We start from the raw sequence: 15016 nt of genomic DNA on the forward strand, positions 1-15016 counted from the left end.
GGCCGGGCTCATTTCTTCTCAATCTTGGCGATCTCGACGAGTTCGACCCAGCGTTTGGCGTCGTCCTCGACATAAGTCGCGAGTTCGGCCGGGCTGGTCGACAAAATCTCGGAGCCGATGCGGTCGACGAAGGCGATCATGTCGGGCTCGCGCAGCAGCGCGTTGAGCGCGGTGTTGAGCTTCTGCACAACCGCTGGCGGCGTGCCCGCCGGGGCGAAGGCCGCAACCCAGGCGACGATGTTGAAATCGGGCACGCCGAGTTCCATCAGCGTGGGCACGTCCGGCAGGGTCGGGATGCGCTTTGGGCCGGTGACGCCGAAAACCTTGAATTTCTTCTCCTGCAGCATGCCGAGCGCGCTCGCCGGATCGGGGAAGAATACGTCGATGCGTCCGCCGATCAGGTCGGTCAGCGCCTGCGGCGAGCCGCGATAGGGCACATGCACCATGTCGAAGCCCATCCGGGCCTTGAGCAGTTCGCCCGAGGCGCGGCTGCCGGTGCTGCCGCTGCCATAGGAGATGGCGGGGTTGGCAGCCCGGGCAGCCTTGACGAAGCCGGCGAAGTCGTCGGCCGGAAAATCGATCCGCGTCGCCAGGAAGAACGGAATCCGGATGATGCCGCCGACCGGGGCGAAATCCTTCTTCGGATCATAGGGCAGCTGGCGATAGATGCTGGGATTGGCCGAGTGCGTCGTGTTGGTGGTGACGAGCAGGGTGTAGCCGTCGGGCGCCGATCCGGCGACGTGGCGGGCGGCGATGATCCCGTCCGCTCCGGCCTTGTTCTCGACGAGGAAGTTCTGGCCGAGCAGGCGTCCCAGCCCCTCGCCGACCTTGCGTGCGACGGCGTCGGTCGCGCTGCCGGCGGGAAAGGGCACGACGATGGTGACCGGCCGCTGCGGCCAGGCTTCCCCCTGCGCCAGCGCGCCCGTGGCGACGGCGAGCAGCGTGGCGGCGAGCAGCACGGTCCTTGCGATGAATCGGGTCATGAACGGCTCTCCCTGACGTTTCTTGTTTCGCGCCCGGCTCAGGCCAGTGCGTGGGCTCTGGAGGTAGCGTCTGCGATCGTGGGCGCGCCGAGGCTGAAACCGCGATAGCCTTCTGCCGCAACCGTGTCGCAGATCTGCCTGTAGGCGCCGACGCCGCCGATATAGGGCATGAAGATGCGCGTCTTGCCGGGGATGTTGGCGCCCATGTACCAGGAGTTGGCCTGCGGATAGAGCGTGCGGTGCGCGACCTCGTTGACGTGGGCGACCCAGTCGTCCTGCGCCTTCGTCTCGGGCTCGATCGTCGCAGCGCCGGCTTCGCGCAGATGGGCGATGCAGGCCGCGATCCAGTCGACATGCTGCTCGATCGAGACGATGACGTTGCTCAACACCGAGGGGCTGCCCGGCCCGGTCACCATGAACAGGTTCGGGAATCCGGCGCTCATCAGGCCGAGATAGGTGCGTGGTCCCGCCGCCCATTCCTGTCGCAGCAGGCGGCCGTCGCGCCCGGCGATGTCGACGGCGTTCAGCGCGCCGGTCATGGCGTCGAAGCCGGTGGCGAAGACGATGGCGTCGAGCGGATAGTCTTGGCCTGCGACCCTGAGCCCGGTTTCGGTGACGCGCTCGATCGGGGCGTTGCGCAGATCGACGAGCGCGACATTGTCGCGGTTGAACGTCTCGTAATAATCGGTGTCGACGCAGATGCGCTTGGTCCCGAGCGGATGGTCGTGCGGCAGCAGCGCCTGCGCGACCTCCGGCCTTGAGACGGTCTCGCAGATCTTGTCGCGGACGAAGTCGGCGGCGGTATCGTTTGAAGTCTTCTCGACAAGGATGTCGTTGAACGAATGCAGGAAGTTCGCGCCGCCCTTCCGCCAGCGCCGCTCGTATTCGGCCCGCCTTGCGTCGTCCTCGACCTGCAGCGCGCCCTTGTCGCTGAACTCGTAGATCGTGCCCGAGCGCGTCTCCTCGCGCGCCCGTCGGCGCAGCGCCGCATAATCCTGTTTCCAGGACTGCTCGTATTCCTCGGTCATCGCCCAGTTGCGGGCCGGAACGCTGAAATTCGGCGTGCGCTGGAAAACCGTGAGGTGCTTGGCCTGCGCGGCGATCGGCGGGATCGACTGGATCGCCGAGGAGCCCGTGCCGACGACGCCGACGTTGAGCCCGGAGAAATCGACGCCGCCATGGGGCCAATGGCCGGTGTGGTATGTCTTGCCGGTAAAATCGGCCATGCCCGGGAAGTCCGGCACGCGCGCGGCCGAGAGGCAGCCGGTCGCCATGACGCAGAAGCGGGCCGTGGCTTTCGCGCCGGCTTGCGTCGTGGCGGTCCATTCGCCGACGGCCTCGTCATAGGCGACGGAGACGATCTTCGTGTCCAGCACGATATCGCGGCGCAGGTCGAAGCGATCCGCGACATGGTTGATGTAGCTCAGGATCTCAGGCTGCGCGGCGAAGCGCTCGCTCCAGCGCCAGTCCTGCTGCAACGCCTCGTCGAAGGAGTAGGAATACTGCATGCTCTCGACGTCGCAGCGCGCGCCGGGATAGCGGTTCCAGTACCAGGTACCGCCGACATCGGACGCCGCCTCGAACACCCGCACGGAGAAGCCAAGGCCGCGCAGGCGGTGCAGCATATAGAGCCCGGAGAAGCCCGCGCCGACGACGATGACGTCAAAATGCCCGCCGTCTCCGCGCGTCGATGCGTCTGGCTTCGCATGGGTCATGACATGTCTCCTGTCCCTTCGCAGCGGCGTTGCCCCGCCATCTTCGATCGACAGGCTAGCGCAAAAACGAAAATGGTCAAACCATTTGACGATTTGTTGCCGGGCGCGCTAACGCTAGCGAAACCCGGCCTCAGGCCGGCGCGCAAGAGAGGCTGACATGAAGCTGCGTTCCATGTTGTTCGTCCCGGCTGACAGCGAGCGGAAATTCGCCAGGGCGCAGGGCAGCGGGGCCGACGCCCTGATCCTCGACCTCGAGGATTCGGTTGCGCCGGGCCGCAAGCCGGTGGCGCGCGAGATGGTGCAGGAGATGCTGGGGGCGTCCGGCGAGCGGGGCTGGAGCTTCTTTGTACGCATCAACGCGCTCGATACCGGCATGGCGCTGGAGGATCTGAGCGCGGTCGTGAAACCCGGTCTGGACGGCGTCATGGTGCCCAAGGCCAATGGCGCGGCCGACATCGTCCGCATCGGCCACTATCTCGACGCGCTGGAGACGCGCAGCGGCATGGTGCGCGGCACGGTCAAGATCGTCGTCGTCGCGACCGAGACCGCCACGGCGATGTTCAACCTCGGCAGCTATGCGCCGGCCCATGAGCGGCTCGCCGGCCTGACCTGGGGCGCCGAGGACCTCGGCGCGGTCGTGGGCTCCAGCGTCAACAAGCAGCCCGACGGCGACTGGACGCAGCCCTATCGCGTCGTGCGCTCGCTGTGCCTGTTTGCCGCCGCCGCCGCCGAAGTCGCCCGCATCGACACGCTCTACGCCGATTTTCGCGATCCCGCCGGGCTGGAGGCAAGCTGCCGCGCCTCGCAGCGCGACGGCTTCACCGGACGCATCGCGATCCACCCCGATCAGGTCGAGACGATCAACCGCTGCTTCTCGCCTTCCGCCGAGGATCTGGCGCAGGCGAGGCGCATCGTCGCCGCCTTCGATGCCGATCCCGGCATCGGCACGATCGGCATCGACGGCAAGATGTACGATATCCCCCACCTCAAGCTGGCGCGCGCGATCGTCGCGGCAGCCGGCGAAGGCTAGGCCTCGCCGAGCAGCTCCTGCGTATGCTCGCCCAGATGCGGCGGTTGGCGGCGCAGGCAAGCCCGCCAATCGCTCCAGTCGCCGGCCGGGCGGATCAGGCGCAGGCTCTCGCCATCGGCCTGCACGGTTTCCTCGAAGAAGCCGGTCGCGAGCAGATGCGGGTCGTTGCGCAGGCTTTCCAGCGAGCGCATCGCGATGGCGCTGAGCCCGGCGGCGCGCAGGATCTCCAGCCACTCCGCGGTCGGGCGCTGGCGCGTCACCGCGCTGATCATCGCAAAAAGCTCTTCGGCATGGTGCAGCCGCGCGGTCATGTCGACGAGCCGCCTGTCCTTCGACAGATCGGGGTCGCGGCCGATCACCTTGAGGAAGCTGCGCCACTGGGCGTTGGTGTAGATCATGCTGCAGATATGGCCGTCGCTGGTCGGGAACGGGCCGCGATCGCGCACCATCAGGCGGGGATAGCCCATCGGCCCGCGCGGCGGCGCGAAGGTCTCGCCAAACAGGTGATCGCCGAAGAGCAGGCCGGCCAGCGTCTCGAACATCGGCACGCCGAGTTCGCAGCCAAGCCCCGTGCGCTCACGCCGGAACAGAGCGGCCGTGATCAGCCCGAAACCGTAGATGCCGACCGTCCTGTCGGCGAGGTTGGCCGGGACATAGCGCGGCTGGCCGTCGGTCGTCTTGCCCATCAGGTCGGCAAGGCCCGAGATCGCCTGGATCAGATCGTCGAACGCGCCGTATTCGGCATAGGGTCCGCCTTGGCCGAAGCCGAACAGGCCGGCATAGATCAGGCGCGGGTTGACGGCGGCCAGGGCGTCATAGCCCAGCCCGAGGCGTCCCATCGCCTGCGGGCGCATCGAATGGACGAAGACATCGGCATCGGCGACGAGGCGCAGCAGGGACTGGCGTCCTTCCGGCGTCTTCAGGTCGATGACAACGCTGCGCTTGTTGCGGTTGAGATGGAGGAAGAGCGGGCCGCGATCGGAGCCCTCGCCGGCGCCGACCCGGCGCAGCACATCGCCCTCGGGCGGCTCGACCTTGATCACGTCCGCGCCGAGATCGGCCAGCATCTGCGTCGCCAGCGGCCCCATCACGATCGCGGTCAGGTCGATGACGCGGACGCCGTCGAGCGGCGCTGGCCCTTGCCGTGCAGCGCCGCTCACGAGGCGACGCGCACGAGCTGCTTGCCGAAATTGCGGCCGGACATCATGCGCAGGAAGGCCTCGGGCACGCGCTCGAAGCCGTCGAGCACGTCTTCCCGGGTCTGCAGCTTGCCGTCGCGATGCCAGAGGCCGAGCCGGGCCATGGCCTCGTCGCGGCGGTGCCACCAGTCGAACACCACCAGCCCCTGGATCATGGCGCGCGTCACGATCAGCCGCGACGACGCGCGCAGCCCGATATCCTCCTGCTCGAAATCATTGGCGAGCGCGATCCGTCCGCAGATCACGACGCGGGCCGCAACCGCGAGATTGCGCAGCACGGCATCGTGGATCGGCCCGCCGGTGTTGTCGAAGAAGACGTTGACGCCACCCGGCGCAAGCGCCGCGATCGCGCCGGTGATGTCGTTGGTGGTCTTGTAGTTGATGGTTTCGTCGAAGCCGACCGAGCGGCACCAGGCGAGCTTGTCGTCGGAGCCGGCGATGCCGATGACGCGAGCGCCGCAGAGCTTGCCGATCTGCCCGACGATCTGCCCGACCGCGCCCGACGCCGCCGAGACGACCAGCGTGTCGCCGGGCCTGGGCCGGCCGATCTCCATCAGGCCGATATAGGCTGTCAGGCCGGGCATGCCGAGCCAGGACAGGGTCGCCTGCGGCGGGGCAAGCGTCGGATCGACCTTGTTGACCCTGGCCGCGCCCGGCAGGTCCGGCGTCAGGACGGCATATTCCTGCCAGCCGAAGCTCATCGCCTCGGCGATCTCGCCGCGCTTCCAGTCGGGATGGTTGGAGGCCACGACCTCGCCGACGCCGCCCCCTTGCATCACCTCGCCGACCGAGACGCCCTTGGCGTAGTTCGCCGAGGGGCTGATGCGGCCGCGCATATAAGGGTCGAGCGAAAGCCATTGCGTTCTGACCAGGATCTGGCCGGGGCCGGGCTGCGGCATCGCCGCCTCGTGTAGGTTCCAGGTGTCGAGATCTGCTTCGCCGCGCGGATGGGAGGCGAGACGCCATTGGCGGTTGGTCATGGCGGGCTCCTGCTCGGCCGGTTCTTGCAACACCAATGAACCACGACCGTCATTCCGGACAAGCGGCGAAGCTGCGCGGATCCGTAATCCATCGTCGAGCGCCGCAGCCTTACGATGGATTTCCGGGTCTACCCTGCGCTGCGCCCGGAATGACGCGCGTTCTGTGCCGACTGGAACACAGCTTCCAAACCGCGCTCAGCCCTTGACCAGCGGGCACGCCGCCGGATCGGCCTTCTGGAAGGCTTGCTCGCCGGGGATCATGGAGAGCTGCTCGTAGAGGTCCCATTCGCCCTTGGAGACAGCCGGTGTCTTGACCCGGAAAACGTACTGGTCGCGGATGACGCGGCCGTCCTCGCGGATCTTGCCATTCTTCGTCATGAAGTCGTTGATCGGCGTTTCCTTCATCTTCGCCGCGACCTTGGCGGTGTCGTCGGCCCCGACTGCCTGAACCGCCATGAGATAATGCATCACCGCGCCATAGGCGCTGGCCTGAACCATGTTGGGCATCTTTTTGAAGCGCTCGAAATAGCGCTTGGAAAAGGCCCGCGTCTCGTCGGTCTGATCCCAGTAGAATGGCGCGGTTACGAGCAGCCCCTGCGCCGATGGCAGGCCGATGCCCTTCACGTCGTGGAGCGTCAGGCTGAGCCCCGCCAGCTTCTGCTTGGGCCGGATGCCGAATTCGTCGGCCTGCTTGACGATGTTGGCAACGTGGGCGGTCGTGGTCGCCAGCGCGATGACGCCTGCGCCCGAGCTTTGCGCCTTCAAAAGGTCGGAGGAGAAATCCTTGGTCTCGAACGGGTGCCGCGTCGAACCGACGACCTTGCCGCCGGCCTCCTCGATCATCGCCGTGGTGTCGCGCTGGACATTGTGGCCATAGGCATAGTCGACCGTCATGAAGTACCAGCTCTTCTCGCCGGCATCGTTGTAGAATTTGGTGACGCCGAGCGCCTGACTGTAGTTGTTGTAGGTCCAGTGGATGCCATACGGGCTGCAGGCCTTGCCGGTGATGTCGCTCGAGGCCGAACTGAGATAGATCGCGAGCTTGTTCTTGTCCCTGGTGAGCTGCTGGACGCCCAGCGCCACCGAGGTGATGCCGATATCGAAGATCGCGCTGACGCCCTCATCATACCATTTGCGAGCAGCGGCGATGCCGATATCGGGCTTGTTGAGGTGGTCCGCCTCGAGAATCTGGATCGGCCGTCCCAGCACCTTGCCGCCGAAATCCTCGACCGCGAGCTTCATCGCCGTGACCGTGCCGGGCCCCGACAGGTCGACGACGATGCCGGACATGTCGCTGAGCGAGCCGATCTTGAACGGCTCCTGCGCCGGGGCCTGCGTCGGGCTGGTCATTGCGATGGCGGCAGCGCCTGCGAGCAACAGGTTCCGCAGGCGTGCTGCCTGAAGGCGGTCTTCTCTGCTGGTCCCGGTCATCGCGTTTTCTCCCCGCTGGATGGTGTTTTCGGTCTTGGTGGCCGGCGGGGGCAAACAGGGCCCGCCAAACCGCGATCAAGCCGCTTCTTGAGGCGATCTGTAGCACGTCCGATTAAATGGTCAAACCATTTGACGATTAGATGTTTGGCGTTTACGCCTGACCGCAAAGCAGGCGGCCGGGACGCGCGATGCTTGCGCCGGATCGGTCGCCACGAGGAGACGGAAACGCCATGCGTGCGATGATGCGTTGCTATCAGTTGACCGGTTTTGGCGAGAGCATCGGTGCAAGCGATCAGCCCCGCCCGGAGCCGAGCGGCACGGAGGTGCTGGTCAAGGTGCGCGGCGCCGGCGTCTGCCACAGCGATGTGCATCTCTGGGAGGGGCACTACGATCTCGGGGGCGAGCGCAGGCTCTCCTTCGCGGATCGCTTCAAGCTTCCGGTGACGCTCGGCCATGAATCGGCCGGCGAGGTCGCGGCGCTCGGTCCCGACGCGACCGGCGTTGCGATCGGCGCGAACTGCGTCGTCTGCTCCTGGATCGGCTGCCGCGAATGCGCGGCCTGCGAGGTCGGCGACGAGCATCTGTGCAACGCGCCCCGCTTCCTCGGCGTCAATCGCGATGGCGGCTACGCCGAATACATTCTCGTGCCGCACCCACGCTATCTCGTCGAGATCGGCGATCTCGATCCGGTCGCGGCGGCGCCGCTGGTCTGCTCGGGCCTGACGACGTTCAGCGCCATGAAGAAATTCGGTCCGCTGCTGGTGCGCCAGCCGATCGCGATCATCGGCGCAGGCGGTTTAGGGCTGATTGCGCTCGGTGTGCTCAAAATGCTCGGCGGCAAGGGCGCGGTCGTGGTCGAGCTCGATCCGCGCAAACGCGAGGCTGCGATGGCTGCCGGCGCGCTCGCGACGGTCGATCCGCGTGCGCCTGACGCCGCCAAACAGTTGCGCAAGGCGCTCGGCGGCAGCGTGCTCGGCGTTCTCGACCTCGTCGGCAGCGGCGAAACCGCGACACTCGGCGTCGAGACTCTCGACAAGGGCGGCCGTCTGGTCATCGTAGGCTTGTTCGGCGGCGCGATGAACCTCGCCGTGCCGCTGGTGCCGATGAAGGCGCTGACGATCCAGGGCAGCTATATCGGCAGCCCTGGCGAACTGCGCGAACTGGTGGCGCTGGTGCGCGAGCACGGTATTCCGGCGACGCCGCTCGACCGGCGGCCGCTGGCGCAGGCCGCGACCGCGCTTGACGACCTGCGTCAGGGCAAGGTCGTTGGACGCGTCGTCCTCGTGCCCTGAAAGCTCAAGCGCCATGCCTCTGCACCCTTTCATCGACGCCATGCTGAAGCAGTTCGCCGCCGTCGGCCGCCCGCCGGTCTCGGCTGGGACGCCGGCGCAGGCGCGCGCCGTCGTGGCCGCCTCGCGGGCGGCTCTGGGCGAGGGGCCGGAGATCGGCTCCGTCGAGCCGGTCGACGTGCCGACGCGGTCGGGCGCGATCGAGGCGCTGCTGTTGAAGCCGAAAGGTGTGCCCGTCGGCCTGATCGTCTATCTGCATGGCGGCGGCTGGGTCGTCGGCACGCCTCGGGATTTCGAGCCTCTCGCCCGGTTGATCGTGGCCAAAAGCCGTTGCGCCGTCTTGCTGCCGGATTATCGGCTCGCGCCCGAGCATCCCTTTCCGGCCGGACTGGAGGACAGCGAGGACGCGCTGCTGTTTGCCGCCGCCCATGTCGAGACGCTCTGCGGTACGCGGGTTCCACTCGCGGTCGCGGGCGACAGCGCTGGCGCCAACCTCGCGACCATCGCCGCGCGCCGGCTCGGAACCCGCGTCGATCTCTGTATCCAGGGCCTGCTCTACCCTGTCGCCGACCATGATTTCGATCGGCCAAGCTATCGCGACTACAGCGATGGCATGCCGCTAAGCCGGGCCGACATGATCTGGTTCTTCGACCATTACGCGCCGCGCGCCCGTCAGGGCGACCCCGACATCGCGCCGCTGCGGGCCGTCGATCTCGCAGGCCTGCCGCCGGCCCATGTCATCACCGCGGAATACGACGTGCTGCGCGACGAGGGCGAGGCCTATGCCGAGAGGCTCCAGGCCGCGGGCGTACCGGTGACGCTGACGCGCGCCGCCAGCCTGACCCATGGCTTCGCCCGGCTGCACAACCATGTCGACCTCGCCGATCAGGCGGTCACCGCGATGGCGCAGGCCATCGCCGACGCTTGTCGCAAGGCGGGTCCGACTCCATGACCGGAGGCAGCCAGCCATGATCGAGCTCAACGACGACCAGCGGGCCCTGCGCGATGGCGTCGCGGCCGTGTGCAAGCGCTTCGGCGACGACTACTGGTCGCAATGCGAGCGCGAAGCGCGCTTTCCGCGCGAATTTCATCAGGCGATGGCTGCCGATGGCTGGCTCGGCGTCACCATGCCGGAGGAATATGGCGGGGCGGGGCTCGGCGTCACCGATGCGGCGCTGGTGATGCATACGGTCGCGGGCTCCGGCGGCGCGATGGCTGCTGCCTCCTCGATCCACATCAACATGTTCGGCCCGCACCCGATCGTGGTGCACGGCACTGACGAGCAGAAGCGGCGCTGGCTGCCGCGGCTGATCTCGGGCGAGGAACAGGTCTGCTTCGGCGTGACCGAGCCCAATGCCGGGCTCGACACCACCAGCATCACGACCTTCGCCAGGAAGGTCGAAGGTGGATACCGGGTATCCGGCCGCAAGATCTGGACCTCGACCGCTCAGGTCGCAAACAAGATCCTGCTGCTGACGCGCACCACCGCCAAGAAGGACGTGAAGCGTCCTATCGATGGCATGACGGTGTTCTACACCGACCTCGACCGCACGAAATACGAGATCAAGAGCATCGAGAAGCATGGCCGCGCCGCGGTCGATTCCAACATGACGTTCATCGACGACGTCTTCGTGCCCGACGGGGACCGCATCGGCGAGGAGGGCAAGGGCTTTTCCTACATGCTCGACAGCCTGAACCCCGAGCGCATTCTGGTGGCGGTCGAAGCGGTCGCGATCGGGCAGGACGCGCTCGGCCGCGCCGCCCGCTATGCCCGCGAGCGCACCGTCTTCGGCCGGCCGATCGGCCAGAACCAGGGCATCCAGCATCCCCTCGCCGAGCGCTGGCTGGCGCTCGAGGCGGCCTGGCTGATGACGATGAAGGCCGCCGCCCTCTACGACGCCGGTAGGCCCTGCGGCGCCGAGGCCAACGGCGCGAAGTTTTTGGGCGCGCGCGCCGGCTATGACGCCTGTCTGCAGGCCGTGCTGACTCATGGCGGCATGGGCTACGCGAAGGAATATCAGGTCGAGCGCCTGCTGCGCGAGGTGCTCGTCACCCGCATCGCCCCGGTTAGCGAACAACTGATCCTCTCCTTCATTGCCGAGAAAGTGCTCGGCCAGCCGAAATCCTACTGACGCGCGCTGCGGGAATCTGGCCGTCGCGGCTCTCTGAAAACGCTCTTCCAAAACGTTTTGGATCGAGCTAGGCTGTCCTCATAAGCACGCCGACGAGATTGTCGGTTCGCGTTCTGGCTTTGGGATGGGACGGTTCATGAGCACGTTGCGCGAGCTGGCGCAGATGCTGGGATTGTCGATCACGACCGTATCGCGGGCGCTGGACGGCTATGGCGACGTCGCCGCCGCCACGCGCGAACGCGTTTTCGCAGCCGCCGAGACGACCGGATACCGGCCCAACTCCGCTGCGCGGCGGCTGCGGCGCGGGCTGACCGAAATCGTCACCCTGGTGCTGCCGGCCGAGCCCGGCCATTTCAACGAACCGCTCTACATCGAGCTGCTCGGCTCGATCGGCGAGACGCTGGCGCAGCATGGCTACGACCTGACCCTGATCGCCGCGCTGCCCGGGCCAGACGAGCTCAAGACCTATCGCCGCCTCGTCGAGGGTCGGCGGACCGACGCCATCATCGTCGTCAGGACGCGGCGCGAGGATGCGCGCCTGCGCTATCTGACCGATGCCGGCTTCCCCTTCGTCGCGATGGGGCGCAGCGATTTCGATACGCCCTACGCTTTCGTCGACGGCGATGGCGAGGCGGCTTTCCATAATGCGGTGCTTAGGCTCGCCGGGCTCGGCCATCGCCATATCGGCCACATCGCCGCGCCCTCGGCCTTCATGTTCGCGCATCTGCGCCGCTCCGGATTCAGCCGCGCGGTAGCCGAGACCGGTTTGGTCGGCGACATCGTCGAGGATGTCGCGACCGAGGAGGGCGGCTATCGCGCCGCCGCGGCTCTGCTGGCACGAACGCCGATGCCGACCGCTTTGCTCTGCCAGACCGACCGCATAGCGATCGGCGCGATGCGCGCCGTGCGCGAGCGCGGCCTCGCTGTCGGGCGCGACATTGCGATCATCGGCCATGACAACATTTCGGCGGCAGCCTTCGCCGACCCCGCGCTGGCGACGATGGAGCTGCCGATCGCCGCGACGGGCCGCCGGCTCGCCGAGATTGCGCTCGCCCGCATCGGCGGGGCCGATCCGCGCGACCTGACCGAAATCAATCCCGTCGCATTCCTGTCCCGCGCCTCTCTCGGGGAGGCGCGAAGCTAGGCCTTCGGCGCGACCGGCCTCTCGCAGCCGGGGTCCGCGCGCCCTTCCATCAAAGCAAGCGAGACAGGGAGAAACCGATGACAGCCTTCAGATTGATCACCATGGCGGCGATGGCCGCCGCCGGCATCGCGCTCGCTGCCCCGGTCGCCAGAGCGCAGGATCTCGTCTTCCTGTCGACGCAGCTGCGGCCGATCGACGAGGCGCAGAAGGTCCGCGACGTGCTGCTCAAGGGCGCGCCGAAGACGACCTATGTGGTCGAGGAGCCGCCGCAATTCGCCGTTCGCATGAAGGCCGAGCAGCAGGCCGGCAAGCGCACGATCAGCCTCGCCGGCGCGCTGCATGGCGAGCTCCAGCCGCTGGCGCCGGCGGGCGGGCTTGAGCCGATCGACGATATCGCGGCCAAGCTCGCCTCCTCCGGGATTCCAGCCGGCCTGATGGAGCTCGGCAAGCTGGGCACGGGCAAGCAGCAATATATCCCCTGGATGCAGGCGACCTATGTGCTCGTGGTCAGAAAGGACGCGTTGCCCTTCCTGCCGGCAGGCGCCAACGTCAATGCGCTGAGCTACGAGCAGCTCGCCGTCTGGGGCAAGGCGATCCAGGAGAAGACCGGCCAGCGCCGCATCGGCTTCCCTGCCGGGCCCAAGGGGCTGTTCGCCCGTTTCGTGCAGGGCAATCTCGTTCCGTCCTATACCGGCTCGATGGTGACCGAGTTCCGTTCGGCCGAGGCCGAGAAGGGCTGGAACGACTTCAAGGCCGTCTGGGCCACGAGCAACCCCAACTCCAACAATTACAACTTCATGCAGGAGCCGCTGATGGGCGGCGAGGTCTGGATCGCCTGGGACCATATCGCCCGGGTCAAGGACGCCCTGACCGCCGAGCCCGACAAATACCTCGTCGTGCCGCCGCCGTCCGGAACCCGGGGCCGCGCCTATATGCCCGTCGTCGCTGGCCTCTCGATCGCCAGGGATGCGCCCAATCGCGCCCAGGCCGCGGCTGTGATCGAGCATCTGCTGAAGCCCGCGACGCAGATCGCGACTGCCGTCGAGGTCGGTTTCTTCCCGGTGGTGAACGCGCCGCTTCCCGCCGATCTGCCCGCCGGGATCAAGCTGCTTGCCGATGGCATCGGCAAGACGCAAAGCGCCAAAGACGCGATCGTCGCCCTGCTGCCCGTCGGACTCGGCGACAAGGGCGGCGAGTTCAACAAGGTCTATTTCGACACCTTCCAGCGTATCGTCCTGCGGGGCGAGCCGGTCCGCGCCGTACTCGACTCGCAGGCCGAGATGCTGCGGTCGTTGATGACGCAGACGGCTGCGCCGTGCTGGGCACCCGACAAGCCGAGCCAGGGGGCTTGCCCGGTGACGTGAGGCTTGCTCCGTCAAGCCCGGGATGACGCGGTGTTTCCCCGCCAGGACACTCCGGCGCGGCACGCCCGACCCTGAATACGCAAAGGCCACCCCATGCCCCAGCAACGCTGGTTGCCCTATCTGCTGATCGCGCCGTCGGTCGTCTTCCTCGCGGCCTTCTTTCTGGTGCCGCTCGGCCAGACGATCCTGCTCTCCTTCGATGACGGGCAGGGCGTCTCGCTGGCGAATTACGCCCGTATGGCCGGTGACCTCAACTTCGCGACCGTGCTGCGCAACACTTTCGCGCTCGTCGTGGTCGTGATTCCGCTGCAGTTGGCGCTGGCTCTCGTGATGGGGCTGATGCTGCAGAAGATGACGCGCGGGCGCGAACTCGTGCTCTGGATCTGGACGATCCCGCTCGGCGTCTCCGATCTCGCGGCCGGGCTGGTCTGGCTCGCGATCCTGCAGGATTCCGGCTACCTCAACACCCTGATGTTCCAGTTCGGGCTGATCGGCGGGCCGACGCCCTGGCTCAACAGCGAGACGCCGATCGCGCTCTTCGTCGCCGTGGTGCTGGCCGAAATCTGGCGGGCGACCGCGATCGTGCTGATCATCCTCGTCGCCGGCATCCAGCTCATTCCCAAGGAGTTCGGCGAGGCCGCCGACATTTTCGGCGCGGGTCTGTGGACGAAGTTCCGCCGGATCACCCTGCCGCTGCTCAAGCCCAGCCTGCAATCGGCGCTGATCCTGCGCACCGTGCTCGCCTTCGAGGTCTTCGCGGTGGTTTATGCGCTCGGCGGACGCAACTTCCCGGTGATCGTCGGCGAGGCCTACACCTGGCAAAACGAGAACCAGAACTATGGCGTTGCGGCCGCCTATGCCGTGCTGGTCATGGCGATCTCGCTTAGCGCCACCGTGATCTATCTGCGGGCGCTGCGCGTCCATCCGGAGGCGCAGTGATGACCGGCCCGCGGCGATTTCTCTACGTCACCGGCGTCGTCGCGCTGTGCGCCTGGGTGCTGGTGCCGATCTATCTGATCGGGCTTGGCGCCATGGGCGGCCGGCTCGCCGTGTTCAAATGGCCCAAGGCGCTTGGACCCGGCGAAATCTCCTTCGCCGCGCTTGCGACCTTCCTGAAGATCGAGGGCGTCTGGAACGCGGCGTTGAACTCGGTCATCGCGGCCTCGCTGACGATGCTGTTCTCCGTCCTGCTCGGCGCGCCGGCGGGCTACGCGCTGGCGCGCTTCTCATTCCGCGGTCAGGGCGCCTTTCGCCTGCTCGTGTTGCTGACGCGCGCCTTTCCGCTGGCGATCCTGGCCCTGCCGCTGACGGTGATCTTCATCCGCACGGGGCTTTACGACACCCCCTTCGGCGTTTCGCTGGTGCATACCGCGCTGGCCTTGCCCTTCGCCGCGCTCGTCACCTCCTCGCTGTTCATGGGCATTCCACGCGAATACGAGGAGGCCGCCTGGGTCTTCGGCTGCTCGCGCTGGCAGGCCTTCCGCAAAGTCGTGCTACCGTTGGCGCTGCCCGGCGTCGCCGCTGCCGCGATCTTCGCTTTCGTGATCTCGTGGAACGAGGTCTTCGCCGCCTCCGTGCTCACGGTGCGCGAACGCACGCTCACCGCCTATCTGCTCGCCGTCCTCTCCGAATCGCCGCTACATTATCGTTTTGCCGGCGGCTTCATCCTCATCGTCCCCTCGGTGCTCTTCATCTTCGCGGTCAGGAAATACCTGTTCGCGATGTGGGGCGTCTCGAGCAAATAGGAGG

13 protein-coding genes are annotated in these 15016 nt (G+C 67.0%); 8 read left to right on the top strand and 5 right to left on the bottom strand.

Annotated features, from left to right (window positions below):
- Positions 1-8 precede the first annotated feature (8 nt).
- Positions 9-983, bottom strand: a complete 975-nt coding sequence (locus tag AC1DZY_RS10840; protein WP_476820122.1) for a Bug family tripartite tricarboxylate transporter substrate binding protein — start codon at positions 981-983, stop codon at positions 9-11.
- A 38-nt stretch (positions 984-1021) separates the two neighbouring features.
- A complete protein-coding gene (locus AC1DZY_RS10845) occupies positions 1022-2698 on the bottom strand; it encodes a flavin-containing monooxygenase (protein WP_476820123.1) in 1677 nt (558 codons plus the stop codon).
- A gap of 157 nt (positions 2699-2855) precedes the next feature.
- On the opposite strand from AC1DZY_RS10845, the gene AC1DZY_RS10850 reads away from it, so the two are divergent.
- The gene (locus tag AC1DZY_RS10850; protein WP_476820124.1) at positions 2856-3728 is read left to right on the top strand and encodes an HpcH/HpaI aldolase/citrate lyase family protein; all 873 of its coding nucleotides are present in this window, start codon (positions 2856-2858) and stop codon (positions 3726-3728) included.
- On the opposite strand, the gene AC1DZY_RS10855 is transcribed toward AC1DZY_RS10850, so the two are convergent.
- From AC1DZY_RS10855 to AC1DZY_RS10865, 3 genes are all read right to left on the bottom strand, one after another.
- Positions 3725-4888, bottom strand: coding sequence for a CaiB/BaiF CoA transferase family protein (locus tag AC1DZY_RS10855; protein WP_476820125.1), 1164 nt, complete (start codon positions 4886-4888; stop codon positions 3725-3727). The two genes, AC1DZY_RS10850 and AC1DZY_RS10855, sit on opposite strands and share 4 nt — an antisense overlap.
- Positions 4885-5907: an NADP-dependent oxidoreductase gene (locus AC1DZY_RS10860; RefSeq protein WP_476820126.1), complete on the bottom strand. Its 1023-nt coding sequence runs from the start codon at positions 5905-5907 to the stop codon at positions 4885-4887. Before AC1DZY_RS10860 ends, AC1DZY_RS10855 begins: the two co-directional genes overlap by 4 nt.
- Positions 5908-6102: 195 nt before the next feature.
- Positions 6103-7338, bottom strand: coding sequence for an ABC transporter substrate-binding protein (locus AC1DZY_RS10865; protein ID WP_476820127.1), 1236 nt, complete (start codon positions 7336-7338; stop codon positions 6103-6105).
- A 242-nt stretch (positions 7339-7580) separates the two neighbouring features.
- On the opposite strand from AC1DZY_RS10865, the gene AC1DZY_RS10870 reads away from it, so the two are divergent.
- From AC1DZY_RS10870 to AC1DZY_RS10900, 7 genes are all read left to right on the top strand, one after another.
- Entirely contained in the window at positions 7581-8630 is a 1050-nt protein-coding gene (locus tag AC1DZY_RS10870) for an alcohol dehydrogenase (RefSeq protein ID WP_476820295.1), read from the top strand.
- A gap of 13 nt (positions 8631-8643) precedes the next feature.
- Positions 8644-9579 carry an alpha/beta hydrolase gene (locus AC1DZY_RS10875; protein WP_476820128.1) on the top strand — a complete coding sequence of 312 codons (936 nt, stop codon included), beginning with the start codon at positions 8644-8646 and terminating at the stop codon, positions 9577-9579.
- Positions 9580-9595: 16 nt separating this feature from the next.
- Positions 9596-10759 (top strand): acyl-CoA dehydrogenase family protein, encoded by a 1164-nt coding sequence (locus tag AC1DZY_RS10880; protein WP_476820129.1) that lies wholly within the window; start codon positions 9596-9598, stop codon positions 10757-10759.
- Between the two features lie 136 nt (positions 10760-10895).
- Positions 10896-11903 (top strand): LacI family DNA-binding transcriptional regulator, encoded by a 1008-nt coding sequence (locus AC1DZY_RS10885; protein WP_476820130.1) that lies wholly within the window; start codon positions 10896-10898, stop codon positions 11901-11903.
- Positions 11904-11980: 77 nt separating this feature from the next.
- Entirely contained in the window at positions 11981-13267 is a 1287-nt protein-coding gene (locus AC1DZY_RS10890; RefSeq protein WP_476820131.1) for an ABC transporter substrate-binding protein, read from the top strand.
- Positions 13268-13360: 93 nt separating this feature from the next.
- Positions 13361-14206 (top strand): carbohydrate ABC transporter permease, encoded by an 846-nt coding sequence (locus AC1DZY_RS10895; RefSeq protein WP_476820132.1) that lies wholly within the window; start codon positions 13361-13363, stop codon positions 14204-14206.
- Positions 14206-15012 (top strand): carbohydrate ABC transporter permease, encoded by an 807-nt coding sequence (locus tag AC1DZY_RS10900; protein ID WP_476820133.1) that lies wholly within the window; start codon positions 14206-14208, stop codon positions 15010-15012. The genes AC1DZY_RS10895 and AC1DZY_RS10900 overlap by 1 nt, the downstream gene beginning before the upstream one ends.
- Positions 15013-15016 lie beyond the last annotated feature (4 nt).

This window comes from Allobosea sp. P2_A10, assembly GCF_056405115.1.

Bases quoted from the DNA above. Each gene is read 5' to 3' on its own strand.
- AC1DZY_RS10840 (WP_476820122.1), bottom strand. From the start codon at position 983: ATGACCCGATTCATCGCAAGGACCGTGCTGCTCGCCGCCACGCTGCTC.
- AC1DZY_RS10845 (WP_476820123.1), bottom strand. From the start codon at position 2,698: ATGACCCATGCGAAGCCAGACGCATCGACGCGCGGAGACGGCGGGCAT.
- AC1DZY_RS10850 (WP_476820124.1), top strand. From the start codon at position 2,856: ATGAAGCTGCGTTCCATGTTGTTCGTCCCGGCTGACAGCGAGCGGAAA.
- AC1DZY_RS10860 (WP_476820126.1), bottom strand. From the start codon at position 5,907: ATGACCAACCGCCAATGGCGTCTCGCCTCCCATCCGCGCGGCGAAGCA.
- AC1DZY_RS10865 (WP_476820127.1), bottom strand. From the start codon at position 7,338: ATGACCGGGACCAGCAGAGAAGACCGCCTTCAGGCAGCACGCCTGCGG.
- AC1DZY_RS10870 (WP_476820295.1), top strand. From the start codon at position 7,581: ATGCGTTGCTATCAGTTGACCGGTTTTGGCGAGAGCATCGGTGCAAGC.
- AC1DZY_RS10875 (WP_476820128.1), top strand. From the start codon at position 8,644: ATGCCTCTGCACCCTTTCATCGACGCCATGCTGAAGCAGTTCGCCGCC.
- AC1DZY_RS10880 (WP_476820129.1), top strand. From the start codon at position 9,596: ATGATCGAGCTCAACGACGACCAGCGGGCCCTGCGCGATGGCGTCGCG.
- AC1DZY_RS10885 (WP_476820130.1), top strand. From the start codon at position 10,896: ATGAGCACGTTGCGCGAGCTGGCGCAGATGCTGGGATTGTCGATCACG.
- AC1DZY_RS10890 (WP_476820131.1), top strand. From the start codon at position 11,981: ATGACAGCCTTCAGATTGATCACCATGGCGGCGATGGCCGCCGCCGGC.
- AC1DZY_RS10895 (WP_476820132.1), top strand. From the start codon at position 13,361: ATGCCCCAGCAACGCTGGTTGCCCTATCTGCTGATCGCGCCGTCGGTC.
- AC1DZY_RS10900 (WP_476820133.1), top strand. From the start codon at position 14,206: ATGACCGGCCCGCGGCGATTTCTCTACGTCACCGGCGTCGTCGCGCTG.